This window comes from Marinobacter sediminum (genome assembly GCF_023657445.1).
GTDB lineage: Bacteria > Pseudomonadota > Gammaproteobacteria > Pseudomonadales > Oleiphilaceae > Marinobacter > Marinobacter sediminum_A.
In genome coordinates this window covers 602145-617718 of sequence record NZ_JAGTWY010000001.1, presented here as the reverse complement: position 1 = coordinate 617718, position 15574 = coordinate 602145, and the positions used below count along the sequence as shown (strand labels likewise).

The window sequence follows — 15574 nt, the reverse complement described above, 5'->3', positions numbered from 1 at the left end:
AAAACGGACCATGCTAAAAGAACTCTGGCGAAAACTTGGAGCAGACTTCCTGCAAGCAGGCGACTCAGCAGCCGAGGGCAATTCAGGCCTGTTCGGAAAGCGTGGCTCGAAAAGCTCTGACCAGTTCCATATTCTCCCCCATATCACCCATACCGGAGAATTCCACCTGGAAAGGCTGACAGAGGTGCTGAAAGCCAGATATGGCAGGAGTTTTAACGCCAAAGACTGTAGCTCGGGGAGTGATGAAGCCATCCGCGACCTCATCAGTTTCGCAGCCAGGATTCAGGATCAGGACGTCCAGCGGGAGCTTTTACTCTTCTACCTCAACTGCTCGCCTGTCATTCAGGAATACCTCCGGTCCGAAACAGACCTGGGGGAAGGACATGTCCTCCCCCGGTAACTACTTACACTCCGGTACTGAGAAAGTGCCCACAATCTCCGCCCCTTAACCATCTGTAAAGCAACCACATAGATGGGTTGTTGTATAATCATGCTCCACATATTTTCAGTTACACAGCCTTAGACCATCACACCTGCTATGCTTTCGGGATCGTGACTGGCTTTCGGCTCAGGGGCATTCTCATGGGTTTAACACGATTACCAGCTGGTTCCTCTCTTTCTTCCATGCTGCTGGCCTCTGGTATGTTATTCCTGTTAGCCGGATGCTCAACAGACCGTTACTTCATGGTCCAGAAGCAGGATCTCAGCGAACTGACCACCTCCGTTCAGGCCCAGCGTGCGACGCTGGTCACCATGGAGGGCAACGAGACCGTGCGCCACAACCAGGTCCTGGAGCAACACCGGGACTCTACCAGAACCATTCTTAATGCCATCAAGACCCAGGTCGAAAAGCCAACCTGCCCCGCGATTCCGACGCAAAGTGCCTGCGCCGCTTCTCAGTCCTCCAAGGGACGGGCAGATCGGCTCAAGGGCAAAGTCATTGTTGGTGAGGTAGAGAAAATATACCTGGCCGAGCCCGAGCAGATCTATACAGCACGCATCGATAGCGGTGCTGAAACATCATCGATCGATGCGCGAAACATCACGCGCTTCGAGCGGGATGGCAGCAACTGGGTTCGCTTCGGTGTCCCGGTAACTGGAACGGATAAGCTGATCACTCTCGAGAAAGAGATTTCACGCAGGGTAAAGGTGATCCAGGCCAGTGCCAACGAACCCGAACGACGGGTCGTGGTGGAGCTGCAGTTCGCCATTGGCGACCACGAGCAGGTTGCTGAATTTACTCTGACCGATCGCACCAACCTGAGCTATGAAGTACTTATCGGGCGCAATGTGCTCCGGGATGTAATGTTGATTGATGTGGGTAAGGAGTTCGCCACTGAACTGCCCGAGACTCTCGTTAACAGCAGGAAAGACTCGTGACCAACCGCTCCCGCCTGCCATTCTACATCGCCGTTTTGCTGCTCATTGCCACCGGAATATCCCTGGCCATCTGGCGCCACATCGAACTGGGCATTCCCTGGCTCACCGGCGAACAGCGCCCGGTGTGGATGGTCGAAGCCCGGGTGGATTTTGACGCCACCAATGAATCGGTACTGGCCAGCCTGAAGGTTCCGGGCCAACCACCCGGGTTCAGGCTCCTTAGCGAACAGGCAGCATCGCCAGGCTACGGCTTTTCCATTATTGAAAAGTCCGGCAACCGGCGGGCCGAGTGGACCAAGCGCAGCGTATCCGGCCCGCAAACCCTGTATTTCAAGGCGCAGTTTGTTCCTGATACAACCGCCAAAAGTGTCCTGCCGATCACGACACCGGAAACCCGTAGAGTTTTCTGGGAAGAACCGCAGGCGACCGCTGTACGAGAGATTCTTGAGCGGGCCAGGGAGAGATCCAGTACGCCGGAAAGTATGACCCGCGAGCTCATTCGCCTGATGCAGCCTGATACCCGCACCCAGAACACAACCTTGCTGGTTGCTGAAGAGAACTATCTGGAATTGCTCGTAGACATGCTTAACCACTCGGGCATTCCCGCACGCACCGCGGATGGCCTCAAGCTTGAGGATGCCAGACGCCGCCAGAGCTTAATGACATTCCTGCAGATTTATGATGGTCAGCAGTGGCTGACCTTCGATCCGCAGTCCGCAGAGCAAGGCGTCCCCGAAAACCTCCTGCTCTGGCGGGAAGGTTCGGCCTCCCTGCTTGATGTGGTGGGCGGTGATAATTCCGAGGTCAGTTTTTCCATGCTTCGGCAAACTGTCCCGGCCCTGCAACTGGCCACCATGCAGTTCGAGTCCACCGGGCTCGGCTTTCTGAGCTTCTATGAACTGCCCATCGAAGAACAGAGCATGTTCCGAATGCTGTTGCTGCTCCCCCTGGGTGCGCTGGTCGTGGCATTCATGCGGATTGTGATTGGTGTCCGCACATCGGGAACGTTTATGCCGGTCCTGATTGCGGTTGCTTTTGTACAGACCACACTGGTGCCGGGGCTCATTGCCTTTCTTGCCGTGGTCGCCATTGGCCTGCTGATGCGAGGGTATCTTTCCAGCCTTAACCTGCTGCTGGTCTCCCGAATTTCCGCCCTTATCATCCTGGTGATATTCATAACCGCCGGGCTAAGCATTATCGGCTACCAGATGGGCTTCAATACCGGCATGACCGTGACATTTTTCCCCATGGTCATCATTGCCTGGACCATTGAGCGGATGTCTATCCTGTGGGAGGAGGAAGGAGGGCGCGAAGTCCTGGTTCAGGGCACAGGCAGCCTGTTTGTGGCGATCTGTGCGTACCTCCTCATGAGTGCGCCACTGGCAGGTCATCTGACCTTCAACTTCCCGGAGCTTCATCTGGCCATTCTGGGACTGATTCTGCTCATGGGTCAGTACACCGGGTACAAGCTCAGCGAACTGAAGCGTTTCACGCCCATGAAGGTCTACGACTAATATGGACTGGATCTCACCTCGACGGCTTAACCGGCTGGGCATGCTCAACATGAACCGGCGCAATGTGGATTACATTGCCCGTTACAACGAGCGCTCCTCTTATCCATTCGTGGACAACAAACTCAAGACCAAACTTGCGGTAGCCGAATACGGAGTCAAAACACCCAAGCTGCTGCAGGTGGTGCGCCAGCAACATGAAATCTCCCACTTCCGGGAAATGGCGGAGGGTCTGGAAGGCTTTGCGATCAAGCCTGCCAAAGGATCCGGCGGTAAGGGCATTACTGTCATTACCGGGCGTGACAATGAAGAATATATCAAGGCGTCGAGCGCACGCGTGGATGCGCCGTATCTGGAGCGCCATCTCACTAACATCCTCGCAGGGCTTTACTCCCTGGCCGGCACGCCAGACGTTGCGATTGTTGAAAACCTGGTGGAGTCAGCGCCGTCCCTGGCTAGGTATTCATTCCAGGGCGTTCCCGATATTCGAATTGTGGTGTTTCAGGGCTACCCCGTGATGGCTATGCTGCGGCTTGCAACAACCGCATCTGACGGCAAGGCTAACCTTCATCAGGGCGCGGTTGGTGTCGGCCTGGACATCGGCTCGGGCAAGAGTTTGAATGCAGTGCAATACAACCGTCCCATTACCCTACACCCGGATACCGGTCTGGCCCTGGAAAATATCGAAATCGAAGCCTGGGGCGAAATGCTGGAAATGGCATCTCGTTGTTACGAGGCAACAGGGCTGGGCTATATGGGCGTGGATCTGGTGGTAGACGCCACTGAAGGTCCGCTTCTGCTTGAGCTGAACGCCCGCCCCGGGCTCGCCATCCAGATGGCAAACGGACGAGGCCTCCTGCCGCGACTGAGGTCCATTGAAAGTCTCAAGCGCCTGCACTTCACACCGCAAGAGCGGGCGGATTTTGCCATGAGGACATTCGCAGCTCTCTAGTAAATAACAGGCATAAAAAAACCGGGGCAGAAGCCCCGGTTTTTTCAATCAACGATGGCGTACTTACATTTCGCCTCTGGAAATCAGAAGCTTACGCTCATGCGTCAGACCTTTCAGCAAGCCCCAGGTCATTACCAGCAGAATAACCGTGAAGGGCAGACCCGCACTGATTGCAGTTGCCTGGATCGCGCCTAGTGCATCCGCACCGCCGCCAAAGATCAGGGCCGCGGCAATCGCGCCTTCCATGACTACCCAGAAAACGCGCTGGGCAGTAGGTGCATCAGTCTTACCACCGGCGGTGATGCTATCGATAACCAGTGACCCGGAATCCGAGGAGGTTACGAAGAACACAAGAACCAGAATAATGCCAACAAACGAAATAATCCCGGTCAGCGGCAGGTTGGCGAACATCTGGAACATAGCCAGAGACACATCTGTGAGGCCATTCTCGGCCAGCGCGCCAACACCATTCTGGATCTGCTCCAGTGCTGAACCGCCAAAGGCGCTCATCCACACTATGCTTATCACGGTAGGAATAATCAGAACCGCTGTAATGAATTCCCGAACGGTACGTCCCCTGGACACACGAGCGATAAACATGCCTACGAACGGTGACCAGGAAATCCACCATGCCCAGTAGAACACGGTCCAGCCCTGGAACCAGGCTTCATCTTCACGACCAAACGGGTTGCTCAGTGGAGCAATGTTACCGACGTAACTGGATGAAGTAACCCAGATAGTTTCCAGGATACTCATGGTCGGACCGGCGAAAATGACAAAGAAGAGCAGGATACCGGCCATTGCCATGTTGATGTTACTCAGCACTTTTACACCGCCATCCAGGCCGCGCAGGACCGACAGCAGGGCGAGAGCAGTTACCCCGACAATAATCGCCATCTGCACATTGGTTCCAGCGCCTATATCAAACAGATAATTCAGGCCAGAGGCGGCTTGTTGAGCACCGAACCCAAGGGATGTCGCCAGACCAAAGATGGTGGCAACCACAGCAAGAATATCAATGATGTGTCCGGGCCAGCCCCAGACTTTATCCTTGAGCAGCGGGAAGAAAGCCGAACGAATGGTCAGCGGCATGTTCTTGTTGTACGCAAAGAACGCCAGGGAAAGCGCCACAATGGCATAGATAGCCCAGGGGTGAAGACCCCAGTGGTACATCGTCGCGCCCATCGCAAGGTCGGCCGCAGCCGGGGTGTTTGCCTCAACGTTGAACGGCGTCTCGTACCAACCGGTGTAATACGCAGTCGGCTCCGCAACGGCCCAGAACATCAGACCAATGCCCATGCCCGCTGCGAACAGCATGGCAAACCAGGACATAGTGGAGAATTCCGGCTTGGCGTCCATGCCGCCAATGCGGATCTTACCTACTGGCATGAAGATCAAGACCAGGCATACCACCACAAAAATGTTCGCACTGATTAGAAAGAACCAGTCAAATGTCGCAATAATGTCCCACTTTGCACCGTCCAGAAGCGATTTCGCCTCGGACGGATAAATGAGGGTACCTATTACGAAGAGCACGACCAGTATTGCCGTTATCGGGAATACTGGTGCGTGAAGATCCAGGCCCAAAGGATTGATATTATCCTGACCTGCGACGTAATCCGTCTGGTATTCGTCTTTAACTACCTCGCCCACGATTGGCGCCTCCTGAATTGAAAATCAGTTTCGGAATCGGTGTTCAAAGATTACAAGCGGTACATAATAATGTTTTGAACTCAAAACATCAAAGGTCGGTCATTCCTTTGCCCAAGGTTTTAGCATAGACCAGCATTACAAACTGGAAAGGTATAAGCATCAGCAATCGACTACTTATTTCCTCGCGTATCGATATACTCGGTGCCAACCACACCCGCTTTCAGGCAAATCGAACCCATTTGAGGTATGCATGGAGAAAACAAAAACTTTCCCACTCCGGTACACAATATACGGATTGAGCATTGCAGGCTTTTTGCTGTCGCTGGTAATCAGTCTTTCTGTCGGAGCCGGCTATGCCTTCCCGCTGGCTTTCGGCATGCTGACAGCTCTGGGATCCTATGATCTGCTTCAGAGAAGTCACACTGTCAGCCGAAACTACCCGATAATCGCCAACTTTCGTTACCTCCTTGAAGCCATTGGCCCCGAAATCCGCCAGTACTTCATCCAGTCTGACACTGACGAGCGACCGTTTTCCCGGGAACAGCGCACTATTGTTTACCAGCGCGCGAAGAACGTCCTGGACAAGCGACCGTTCGGGTCACAGCTGGGCATGTACGAAGAGGGTTTTGAATGGATGAACCATTCACTCACGCCCACCAAAGTAACCAGCAGCGACTTCCGGATCCTGATCGGCAAGGATTGCGCAAAGCCATACAGTGCAAGCGTATTCAACATTTCGGCCATGAGCTTTGGCTCCCTTTCTGCGAACGCCATCCTGAGCCTGAATACCGGCGCCAAAATGGGAGGTTTCTACCATGACACAGGAGAAGGCTCCATCTCTCGGTATCACAGGCAGCCGGGCGGGGATCTGGTCTGGGAAATTGGGTCTGGATACTTTGGCTGCCGCCACGAGGATGGTTCTTTTAATGAAAAAATGTTCCGGGAGAACGCCGCGCTTGACCAGGTTAAAATGATAGAGGTCAAACTATCCCAGGGAGCGAAACCCGGGCATGGCGGCATTTTGCCTGGTGCAAAAGTGACGCCCGAGATCGCAGAAGCCCGTGGAGTGTCTATCGGCGAGGACTGTGTTTCTCCAGCCAGCCATTCCGCCTTTTCAACACCCATCGAATTGCTCGAATTCATTGACCACCTGCGAGAGCTGTCTGGCGGAAAACCTGTGGGGTTCAAGCTCGCGATCGGCCATCCATGGGAATGGTTTGCCATCGTCAAAGCCATGCTTGAAACCGGCCGCAAACCCGACTTCATTGTGGTTGATGGTGGCGAAGGCGGAACCGGTGCCGCCCCCCTGGAATTCATTAACCGCCTTGGTATGCCAATGACCGAAGCGTTGTTAATGGTCCATAACACCCTGGTGGGCACCAATCTCCGGGAGGACATCGCAATTGGCGCAGCCGGAAAAGTCACCTCTGCCTTCAACATCGCACGGACACTGGCCCTTGGCGCCGACTGGTGCAATTCGGCACGAGGCTACATGTTCTCCCTGGGCTGCATTCAGGCCCTCAACTGCCATACAGGGCGCTGCCCAAGCGGCATAGCCACGCAGGACCCCCGCCGGGGAGAGAAACTGGACGTGGAGCTCAAGAGCAAGCGAGTCTACAACTTCCACAAGAATACTCTGGATGCCCTCCAAAACCTGCTGGAAGCTTCCGGCCTTCGTCACCCCTCGGAATTGGGACCAGAACACGTGGTACGCCGGGTATCCCGGACAGAGGTTCACTCCTACATGGACCTGTTTCCGTTTCTTGAGCCGGGCGAACTGCTTGAAGGTGAGACCGGACACACCCTGTACGACAGATACTGGCAGAAAGCGACACCCGACAGCTTCGAGCCCCCCGAATTTATCCGTAAACTCAGGGAGACCAAACTTCGCTAAAAACCCCGCACAGAATCTTCAAAGCCTGTTTATTTTTCCGATGGGCTGGTGTAGACTTCGCTCCCGCTAAGCCACTGAGATAACTCTTAAGTTTCTCTAAGGCACACAGCGAATCGGGGCGTAGCGCAGCTTGGTAGCGCACCTGCATGGGGTGCAGGGGGTCGTAGGTTCAAATCCTACCGTCCCGACCAGACAGATCAAACACTTGGCCCGGCATCGAAAGATCCGGGCTTTGTTGTTTCTGGAAAACATCATTTCTCGTCACCGTTTGGTCACCCGCGTTGCGCTTTTCCAGATCGCGCGGTTCAGAAGTCGCCCGTCTGCCCCGACTTACCGACGTAGACATAAACCGAGGAATTGCCCTTGAACGCAACCCTGTGAACCGACACGCCCGGATCGGCCGCATCCGGTGACTTAAAGTGCGTGGCTACACCGGCTTTTTCGCCGTCCCGGACGCGATCGCTTTCGTCCGATTGCCAGGTGGTGCCGAGACACTGGGATGTTGAGCTGACGGCTGTGTTGTAACGTGCGGCGGCCACCTCATCATTGGGCGCATTGGCTGAGCAGACATAGGCCGTATCGTTGTTAGCCCAGGACCAGATCTCACAGTGCCCCTTGATGATCTCCTCCTCTGCCGAAAAAACCGTCACGCTTTTGAAGTTGTTGGACCTTCCGCGGTACTGGGCAAATCCAGACGGATAATCCGCAATAATGGATTTCAGGGAATCGCAGGGATCGTCCACGCCCAGGCTGAGTGTCTGGTTAAGGGAGCAACCTGTCAGGGTCAGGCCCAGAATCATTGCAACAAACGGTTGGGGGGTGCGACTTGTCGTTGGGACGCTCATTCGGTGAAGGATTTTTGGAGTTCGCGGACGACGACGCGGGAAAACTCTCTGGTGGCCTGTTCCAGGGATTTCGGGTCGACTGTAGTGGAGAACATCTGCCAGATAGAGTTGCCGGATTCACCGTCAAAGAGTGTGGTACGCAAAATGTACTGGGTTGATTCCTCAAAGCGTTCCGGTATCGCCATGGCTTCCATATAGGTGACTGACGCGAGCGGCCCAATGTTTGTTACGACCGGATTAAACACGACCTTGCTGGGAATGTGGTCAATCTGTCGCATCTGGGCACGCAGCCTGAGAATCTCAGTCTTGGCCTCGACCAATTCGGCGACGGTATAGCCCCGCTCCTGCATTGGAGACCTCGCATTAAGACTATGCCAAATAATGTCTCCTGCAATGACAAGAAAAATCGCCATTCCCTGACCATTCAATTAGCAAACTGCTCGGGCCTCGCCAGCTCAAACTGATTCTTACCTGAGCCGGACCTGATTTGCTCCCAATTTTCTATCGCATTGGATAAAGTCGTGTAAACCCAGTGCTTCTGTTGCAGCATCAAATCACGAAGCAACTGATTGTTTAATCGGTGACCACTGCACTGACCGACGAAACAACCCACAATTTTCACGCCCAGCAACGACAAATCCCCGATGACATCGACGATTTTATGACGTACAAATTCATTGTCGAAGCGCAGACCTTCCGGATTTACGACCTGATCCTGGTCAATAAGAACTGCATTGCGTAGCGAGCCGCCCTTGGCCAGGCCCAAAGTTTTTAACGTTTCAATTTGCTGAGCAAAACCAAACGTACGCGCCGCCGAGATGTGCTCACTAAAATGACTGCAGGTAACCGGAGTCACCACTCGCTGCCTGCCAATCGCGGAAGATTTGAAGTCGATGGTCATATCAATCCACGACTCCGGAAAAGGGACGAATCCGGCCTTACCATCGCCCTCAGAGACCCAGATCGGATCAGTGATCACAATAGCCATCCGCTCCTTCGTTAATTGCCGGCTGCCTGTGGCCAGTATCTGATCGACAAAAGGTTTTGCGCTGCCATCCATAATCGGAACTTCCGGCCCATCAATATCAATACGGCAGTTATCTATACCACAGGCCGACAAAGCCGCTATTAAATGCTCGATTGTTTTGACGGTAACACCCGCACTGTTGCCAATGGTGGTCGACAGGCGTGTATCACAGACACTCAGCCAACGAGCCGCCACCTGATTGTGCGGCGGCGCCACATCAAGACGATGGAATACATAACCAGTATCGGCGGTAGCCGGTCGTAACGTCATACTGACCGGCATGCCACTGTGCAGACCCCGACCCACGAAGTGGACGGGTTTGGCTATCGTGCATTGCAGGGATTCGCTTTTTCCCGCTGCGTGTTGTTTATTAGTCATTGCATACCCTCCGTTTCATTTGAGAGTTAGCATATGCCGTGGGCAGCCCGGTTTCTGATCAGTCCGAGCCGAACACTTATCATCTACTTGTCTTTCCGCGCCAAGGCCTTATCTTATTGCTTCATAATTAAGAGCCGGAATAAAAGAGTCATTGAGACTAGGGAGGTTGCCGGGTGAGCACATCAATACTGACGTCTTGGGCGCTGCTAGTCTGGCAGGAGTTGAATGCGAGGGAACTTGATGCTGACACCCTTTTCCGGGAGGCAGGCCTGGATCCAGCGAAGCTTGCTACTCTTGTAGCACGCTATCCGGTAAAGAATATGCAGCGGCTCTGGCAGTCGGCTCAGGATAATGGCGATGAGCATATCGGCATCAGTATCGGTAATCGTTGGAATCCCACCACCTTTCACGCCCTGGGTTTTGCCTGGTTGGCCAGTGGATCCCTAAGCGAAGCACTTTACCGGTTTTCCCGTTACGGCATGTTTCTGAACGACGGCCTCGATTATGAATTAAGAGCCGAACAACTACGTTACCGCTTCAGCATTTCCTTCAAGCCCGACAAGCAGAATAATCAGGTTGCCAGCATAGTGCCGGCTTCATCAGACGCGGGTATCACTGCACTATTGAAAATGATACGAATGATTATGGGAGACCAGTTCGAACCCATTCAGATCGTGTGTCCCCATCCCCCCAACTCCGCCAGCCTTTTACTCGAACAACTGGCTCGCTGTCCGGTTCAATATGGCGGCAATACCATCGAGTTTGTTTTTGACCGTCGCGATATCGAACGGAAACTGTTAACAGGCAATGCCGAGCTCAGCTTTGTCAATGAACAGATACTCACCAAGCATCTAGCCGACCTCGATAATGAACAGCTGACACCAAAGGTTGAACTGGAAATTGTGCAACAACTGCCGACCGGGAATATCAAGGAAAAGAACATTTCAAAAGGAATTAACCTCAGCAGCCGGACTATGCAGCGACGCCTTGCACAAGAAGGCACGTCCTTTGCTGAACTATTACAAAAAACGAGAAAAACGTTAGCTGACAGATATGTCAGCGACAACAAATTGGCGATCAGTGAAATAGCGTTTTTGCTGGGTTTTTCCGAGCAGGCCAATTTTACACGTGCATTTAAGCGCTGGCATGGCTTATCGCCAAGCCAGTATCGTCAAAAAGTCGCCTCAACTATTCGCTAGATCCAGCTTTATGGCAATGAGCCCGGAACTCCAATTTGCTGATTCGATCATCACCATCGGCATCTGTGATCTGCAAAAACCGCAGCCCGAGGTCAAAATCTGTCTTGAGAGGTCGCTCTGTACTTTTATCTGGAACAGGGCCACAAGCCAGACCCTCGGTGATCCCGCACTGGCGAAGATATATCAATTCGGACTTGTCTATGTAGTCATTGCCATTACGATCCGCACATTTGAACTGTGCCATGATTGGTCCGGAAGTCGCCTCAGCGGTGCCAGACGGTTCAGAGGAATGAGTTGTAGTGCACCCGGACGCGCTTATCCCCGCGGTGACGATCAGTGAAGCCAGAAATCGCTTTTTCATTGAAAGACTCTCCTAAAGTTTCAAGGTTCGACTTGCTTGTTCAATACCTTTAAAGATCGCCTAAGCCTACCCCTGTCAGTCTGTACAGAGTCGCAGAAATGCCTGACCGATGAATCAAGGTAGTTGAGCCGGCCGTGGTGCGTCTCTTTTCCTGATGTCTATTCCCTGCCAGACAGAGGTTCCATCAACTGAAAGTCAATCAAGGTTCCGATTTTCAGCAACAAGTTTGAGTCTTTTGCCATCTGAGAGAAGACAAACATGGAATTCCGAAGGTCCATTTTCTCAAATGGCTTGTCTCTTTTCCTTAACGTGGAGCGTGAAAATAACCGTTAAGCCGGTGTAGACACTCCCAATAAGCCCGTAAGGTCAATTTTTCCCCGGGACAGCCTAACCATGCTGCGCCGCTCCAGTTCTTTCAACAAACGACTGACCACCTCCCTGGCTGTCCCAAGCTCGACCGCAAGCTCCTGATGCGTTATTGCCAGACTCCCCTGCCCTGAATGGGCAAGGAGCCACTCTTCAAGCCGCTCATCCATACGATGGAATGCGACCTCCTCTACCAGCAACATCAGATCATCCAGTCGACGGCCATAGGACTCCATGATGCCGAGGCGGAATCCGGCCGACTGTCCCATCAACTGTTCAAACAACCCCCGCGGAATCATCAGCGCTTTGGCATCTGCCTCAACGACGGCCTCTGCCCGATAATGGCGACCGGTCATGAGACATCCGATGGAGAGAGTGCATATATCGTCAGACCCCATCCGATACAGGACAATGCTATGGCCAGACACTCCGGTCATTTGTACTTTTACACTGCCCGAGACCACAAGCGGCAAACCCTGGCAACCCTGCCCTGCAGTAAAAAGGATTTTTCCCGCCGGAAACTGCATTTCGCTAACGCTTTCCAGCACCTCCTCTCGCAGGTTATCGTTCAGGGTATCGAGAATGCTGTGATGGGCCATGAAACTGCGTCCTGATGCGTCGTTACTGTTACCTGAATGTGACTTTATCACTGAAATCACGTGGGGTGTCGAGCTAAAGTAAACCAACTACTTCATATCACAAAAGGAGATTGAATGATGACTATAAACATGGGATCGGCTGACCGAATCATCCGTGCCATCGTCGGCATTGTGCTTCTGGCACTGGTGTTTGTGGGTCCACAAACCGCCTGGGGCTGGATTGGCATTGTACCGCTAGCCACGGCGCTCTCGGGAAACTGCCCGGCATACTCGATTCTCGGCATTAAAACCTGCCAGAAAAAATAGTGTGTCAGGCACAAAAAAGCCGAATTGGCCGTCGCCAATTCGGCTTTTTTCATTGAGGAGCAAGGCTATTTGACGGGGGCGTTCAACACGTCCAGCACTTCTTCCAGTTCCGTGATCATCTGACGGATCAACTGCTTGTACTGGGATGTGTCATCTTTTACCTCGTGGCTGCTTAGCTTCTGTTTAGCACCGCCGATGGTGTAACCCTGGTCGTACAGCAGACTTCGAATCTGGCGAATGGTAATGACGTCAGCGCGCTGGTAATAGCGGCGGTTGCCACGGCGTTTAACCGGCGACAACTGAGGGAATTCCTGTTCCCAATAGCGCAAAACGTGAGCCTTGACCGCACACAAGTCAGCCACTTCACCAATGGTGAAATAGCGTTTTCCCGGGATCGCGGGAAGTTCGTTATTATGACTGGGTTCCAGCATACGCTTCTACTTTTTGCTTTAGTTTTTGCCCTGGGCGAAACGTAACAACACGCCGTGCGCTGATCGGAATTTCTTCACCCGTTTTCGGGTTCCGTCCTGGCCGCTGCTTCTTGTCACGCAGGTCGAAGTTACCGAATCCCGACAACTTCACCTGCTCATTGTGGCTGAGTGCGCCTCTGATCTCGTCGAAAAAAGCTTCTACCATTTCCTTGGCTTCGCGTTTGTTCAAACCCAACTCCTCGTACAAGCGCTCCGCCATTTCCGCTTTCGTCAAAGCCGCCATATCTCAACTCCTCAGTGTTGCCCCCAACTCTTCTTTCAATGCGTCAATGACACCGTTGAAGAGTGTATGCACTTCATCTTCATTCAACGTGCGTTCAGAGTGTTGCCAGAACAGGCTCAGGGCCAGGCTTCGGTTGCCCTCCCCCAGGCTCTCCCCTTCATACACATCAAACGCACGCAACGCTGTCAGTCGCTCTCCGGCATGCTTCCTGGCTACACGTTCCACGTCAGCAAACGCCACCTCGCTTCCGATAATAATAGCCAAATCCCGGCGAACTTCCGGGAATTTTGAAATTTCTTTGAAATTAGGCACATATCCGGAAACGATCGAATTCAAGAATAGCTCAAACATCAGGATCGTGCCATTAAGTTCAAGATTTTTCTGAACTTGTGGATGCAACGTGCCCAGCCACCCGACATGTTCGCCATCGCGCAGCAGCTCCGCCGTCTGGCCCGGATGTAGCGCCGGATGTTGGTTGCCGACGAACTGGATTTCTATGCCCAGCAGACTGAACAGGCTTTCCAGTTCCCCTTTTACATCAAAGAAATCTGCAGTTCTGCGACCGTTTACCCAGTTTTCCGGATATTGAGAACCAACGACGACACCCGCCAGCATCCGCCGCTGATCAATCCGTTCGCCTTCCTTCACAAAGCGAAGGCCAGTCTCAAACAGGCGGATACGCGACTGCTGGCGATTCTGGTTGTAGGCAACCGTTTTCAGAAGACCACTCCACAGGCTGGTGCGCATCACCGACAGATCTGAAGAAATCGGATTGGCAAGGGCTATGCCCTCACGGTCAGGGTCAATCAGTTGCTGAACGCGGGGATCCACGAAACTGTAGGTAATGGCTTCCTGATAGCCCTGATCAACGAAGAAGTTCTGAATTGCAGATACCGGGCGCGTTGCCTCTTCCTGAGGACGCAGACCAAGCGATCCCGTCGGTTCGGTAACCGGGAGGTTGTTGTAGCCATAAATCCGGCCCACTTCCTCGATCAGGTCTTCTTCGATGGAGATATCCGGACGGAAACTGGGGACACTGACCAGCCAGCCGTCCTTGAGAAGCTTGTCGATATGAAGACCAAGCCGGGTCAGAATCTCTTCAACGGTCGTACGATCAATTTCCAGCCCGAGCACATCCGTCAGGCGCTGTGCACGAAGCGAAATAACTCTGCTTTCCGGCAAGTGCTGATCACTGGCAACTTCAACAATTTCACCGGGCTCACCGCCCACAATATCCATCAATAGCTGAGTTGCACGCTCCATTGCATCACGGGCGAGCAGATAATCCACACCTCGCTCAAAGCGATGGGACGCATCTGTATGGAGGCCGTAATGGCGCGCCTTACCTGCCAGAGTAATCGGATCGAAAAAGGCAGATTCAAGAATAAGATCACGGGTTTTCTCGCTGACCCCCGAGTGCTCGCCACCCATCACGCCGGCAATGGCAATCGGTTTCACGTGGTCTGCAATAATCAGGGTCTGGTCAGTCAGTTCCACTTCCTGACCGTCCAGCAAGACGAGCTTTTCACCATCGCTCGCCATCCGGACCACAATTCCGCTCTCAATCTCCTCGCGATCGAAGGCATGCATGGGTTGCCCCAGCTCCAGCATGACGTAGTTGGTTACATCGACCGCAGCATCAATGGAGCGGATACCCGAACGGCGCAGCTTTTCCTGCATCCACAACGGGGTCTCCGCCTGCAGATTTACATTCCGCAGGATACGCCCCAGATAACGGGGACAGCCCGCCGGAGCCTCAACCCGGATATCCGGCACTTCCGAGTGAACAGCCTCTGCCGCCTCAAACGTCGGGCCGGCCACCAGCATACTGTTCAGAACGCCCACTTCCCGGGCAATGCCCTTGATCGACAGGCAGTCGCTGCGATTGGGGGTGAGATCGACATCAATGGTGACATCGTTAAGCTTCAGAAAATCACCGACATCCTGGCCAGCGGGTGCATCTGCCGGCAATTCCATCAGGCCCTCATGATTGTCGGAAAGCCCCAGTTCGGATTCCGAGCAGAGCATACCTTGTGAGGGCTGGCCACGGAGCTTAGCCTTTTTGATCTTGAAATCGCCGGGCAACACTGCGCCAACTACCGCAAAAGGTACCTTGAGACCATTACGAACGTTAGGCGCGCCGCAAACCACCTGAACGGTTTGTTCGCCATCGCTGACCTGGCAGACCCGCAGCTTGTCCGCATCCGGGTGCGGCTCAACGGATTGCACCTCACCGACAACGACACCGCTGAATTGGCCAGCTACCGGCTCAAAGCCATCCACTTCCAGACCGGCCATGGTGATCTGGTCCATCAATTCCTGGGTTCCGATTGCCGGGTTTACCCACTCGCGCAGCCACTGTTCACTGAATTTCATGGTTATTGCCTTG

Annotated in this window: 16 protein-coding genes and 1 tRNA gene; 8 read left to right on the top strand and 9 right to left on the bottom strand. The window is 53.6% G+C overall.

All coding sequences use genetic code 11. The features are described from left to right. Window positions 1–10 precede the first annotated feature (10 nt). The 4 genes from KFJ24_RS03035 (at window position 11) to KFJ24_RS03020 (ending at window position 3843) form a co-directional block, all read left to right on the top strand. Window positions 11–400 carry a hypothetical protein gene (locus KFJ24_RS03035; protein ID WP_250829614.1) on the top strand — a complete coding sequence of 130 codons (390 nt, stop codon included), beginning with the start codon at window positions 11–13 and terminating at the stop codon, window positions 398–400. A 182-nt stretch (window positions 401–582) separates the two neighbouring features. After that, window positions 583–1380 carry an ATP-dependent zinc protease family protein gene (locus KFJ24_RS03030; RefSeq protein WP_250829613.1) on the top strand — a complete coding sequence of 266 codons (798 nt, stop codon included), beginning with the start codon at window positions 583–585 and terminating at the stop codon, window positions 1378–1380. Beyond that, window positions 1377–2894 carry an inactive transglutaminase family protein gene (locus KFJ24_RS03025; RefSeq protein WP_250829612.1) on the top strand — a complete coding sequence of 506 codons (1518 nt, stop codon included), beginning with the start codon at window positions 1377–1379 and terminating at the stop codon, window positions 2892–2894. Before KFJ24_RS03030 ends, KFJ24_RS03025 begins: the two co-directional genes overlap by 4 nt. A 1-nt stretch (window position 2895) precedes the next feature. Beyond that, window positions 2896–3843, top strand: a complete 948-nt coding sequence (locus KFJ24_RS03020) for an alpha-L-glutamate ligase-like protein (protein WP_250829611.1) — start codon at window positions 2896–2898, stop codon at window positions 3841–3843. 63 nt (window positions 3844–3906) lie between these two features. On the opposite strand, the gene KFJ24_RS03015 is transcribed toward KFJ24_RS03020, so the two are convergent. Continuing rightward, window positions 3907–5496 carry a BCCT family transporter gene (locus KFJ24_RS03015; RefSeq protein ID WP_250829610.1) on the bottom strand — a complete coding sequence of 530 codons (1590 nt, stop codon included), beginning with the start codon at window positions 5494–5496 and terminating at the stop codon, window positions 3907–3909. 250 nt (window positions 5497–5746) lie between these two features. Here KFJ24_RS03015 and KFJ24_RS03010 point away from each other — a divergent pair, with 250 nt between their 5' ends. Both KFJ24_RS03010 and KFJ24_RS03005 read left to right on the top strand, forming a co-directional pair. Beyond that, a complete protein-coding gene (locus tag KFJ24_RS03010) occupies window positions 5747–7390 on the top strand; it encodes an FMN-binding glutamate synthase family protein (RefSeq protein ID WP_250829609.1) in 1644 nt (547 codons plus the stop codon). Window positions 7391–7504: 114 nt separating this feature from the next. Continuing rightward, a tRNA-Pro gene (locus KFJ24_RS03005) sits at window positions 7505–7581 on the top strand. Between the two features lie 114 nt (window positions 7582–7695). Here the strand turns inward: KFJ24_RS03005 and KFJ24_RS03000 are convergent. From KFJ24_RS03000 to lpxC, 3 genes are read right to left on the bottom strand one after another with little or no spacing between them, the layout of a single operon-like run. Further along, window positions 7696–8235, bottom strand: coding sequence for a hypothetical protein (locus KFJ24_RS03000; RefSeq protein ID WP_250829608.1), 540 nt, complete (start codon window positions 8233–8235; stop codon window positions 7696–7698). Then, window positions 8232–8648 (bottom strand): hypothetical protein, encoded by a 417-nt coding sequence (locus KFJ24_RS02995; protein WP_250829607.1) that lies wholly within the window; start codon window positions 8646–8648, stop codon window positions 8232–8234. Before KFJ24_RS02995 ends, KFJ24_RS03000 begins: the two co-directional genes overlap by 4 nt. Window positions 8649–8659: 11 nt before the next feature. Further along, window positions 8660–9640 (bottom strand): UDP-3-O-acyl-N-acetylglucosamine deacetylase, encoded by a 981-nt coding sequence (gene lpxC, locus KFJ24_RS02990; protein ID WP_250829606.1) that lies wholly within the window; start codon window positions 9638–9640, stop codon window positions 8660–8662. Between the two features lie 173 nt (window positions 9641–9813). Between lpxC and KFJ24_RS02985 the strand changes: the two genes are divergently transcribed. Beyond that, window positions 9814–10839, top strand: coding sequence for an AraC family transcriptional regulator (locus KFJ24_RS02985; RefSeq protein WP_250829605.1), 1026 nt, complete (start codon window positions 9814–9816; stop codon window positions 10837–10839). Here the strand turns inward: KFJ24_RS02985 and KFJ24_RS02980 are convergent. Beyond that, window positions 10829–11083: a hypothetical protein gene (locus KFJ24_RS02980; RefSeq protein ID WP_250829604.1), complete on the bottom strand. Its 255-nt coding sequence runs from the start codon at window positions 11081–11083 to the stop codon at window positions 10829–10831. The genes KFJ24_RS02985 and KFJ24_RS02980 overlap by 11 nt on opposite strands. Before the next feature lie 446 nt (window positions 11084–11529). Beyond that, window positions 11530–12165, bottom strand: a complete 636-nt coding sequence (locus tag KFJ24_RS02975; protein ID WP_250829603.1) for a Crp/Fnr family transcriptional regulator — start codon at window positions 12163–12165, stop codon at window positions 11530–11532. A 117-nt stretch (window positions 12166–12282) separates the two neighbouring features. Here KFJ24_RS02975 and KFJ24_RS02970 point away from each other — a divergent pair, with 117 nt between their 5' ends. Beyond that, on the top strand, window positions 12283–12471 hold the full coding sequence (locus KFJ24_RS02970; protein ID WP_250832539.1) for a YgaP family membrane protein: 189 nt from the start codon (window positions 12283–12285) through the stop codon (window positions 12469–12471). A gap of 65 nt (window positions 12472–12536) precedes the next feature. Here the strand turns inward: KFJ24_RS02970 and KFJ24_RS02965 are convergent, their stop codons facing one another. Genes KFJ24_RS02965 through pheT form a run of 3 tightly spaced genes read right to left on the bottom strand, consistent with a single transcriptional unit; the run spans window position 12537 to window position 15561 of the window. Continuing rightward, window positions 12537–12902: a MerR family transcriptional regulator gene (locus KFJ24_RS02965; RefSeq protein WP_070968659.1), complete on the bottom strand. Its 366-nt coding sequence runs from the start codon at window positions 12900–12902 to the stop codon at window positions 12537–12539. Beyond that, the gene (gene ihfA, locus KFJ24_RS02960) at window positions 12883–13185 is read right to left on the bottom strand and encodes an integration host factor subunit alpha (protein ID WP_007151838.1); all 303 of its coding nucleotides are present in this window, start codon (window positions 13183–13185) and stop codon (window positions 12883–12885) included. Before ihfA ends, KFJ24_RS02965 begins: the two co-directional genes overlap by 20 nt. A 3-nt stretch (window positions 13186–13188) precedes the next feature. Next, window positions 13189–15561, bottom strand: a complete 2373-nt coding sequence (pheT, locus tag KFJ24_RS02955) for a phenylalanine--tRNA ligase subunit beta (protein ID WP_250829602.1) — start codon at window positions 15559–15561, stop codon at window positions 13189–13191. Between the last annotated feature and the right edge of the window lie 13 nt (window positions 15562–15574).

Coding starts and splice junctions, on each gene's coding strand:
- KFJ24_RS03035 (WP_250829614.1), top strand. CDS start 11: ATGCTAAAAGAACTCTGGCGAAAACTTGGAGCAGACTTCCTGCAAGCA.
- KFJ24_RS03030 (WP_250829613.1), top strand. CDS start 583: ATGGGTTTAACACGATTACCAGCTGGTTCCTCTCTTTCTTCCATGCTG.
- KFJ24_RS03020 (WP_250829611.1), top strand. CDS start 2,896: ATGGACTGGATCTCACCTCGACGGCTTAACCGGCTGGGCATGCTCAAC.
- KFJ24_RS03010 (WP_250829609.1), top strand. CDS start 5,747: ATGGAGAAAACAAAAACTTTCCCACTCCGGTACACAATATACGGATTG.
- KFJ24_RS03000 (WP_250829608.1), bottom strand. CDS start 8,235: ATGAGCGTCCCAACGACAAGTCGCACCCCCCAACCGTTTGTTGCAATG.
- KFJ24_RS02995 (WP_250829607.1), bottom strand. CDS start 8,648: ATGGCGATTTTTCTTGTCATTGCAGGAGACATTATTTGGCATAGTCTT.
- lpxC (WP_250829606.1), bottom strand. CDS start 9,640: ATGACTAATAAACAACACGCAGCGGGAAAAAGCGAATCCCTGCAATGC.
- KFJ24_RS02980 (WP_250829604.1), bottom strand. CDS start 11,083: ATGGCACAGTTCAAATGTGCGGATCGTAATGGCAATGACTACATAGAC.
- KFJ24_RS02975 (WP_250829603.1), bottom strand. CDS start 12,165: ATGGCCCATCACAGCATTCTCGATACCCTGAACGATAACCTGCGAGAG.
- KFJ24_RS02970 (WP_250832539.1), top strand. CDS start 12,283: ATGACTATAAACATGGGATCGGCTGACCGAATCATCCGTGCCATCGTC.
- KFJ24_RS02965 (WP_070968659.1), bottom strand. CDS start 12,902: ATGCTGGAACCCAGTCATAATAACGAACTTCCCGCGATCCCGGGAAAA.
- ihfA (WP_007151838.1), bottom strand. CDS start 13,185: ATGGCGGCTTTGACGAAAGCGGAAATGGCGGAGCGCTTGTACGAGGAG.
- pheT (WP_250829602.1), bottom strand. CDS start 15,561: ATGAAATTCAGTGAACAGTGGCTGCGCGAGTGGGTAAACCCGGCAATC.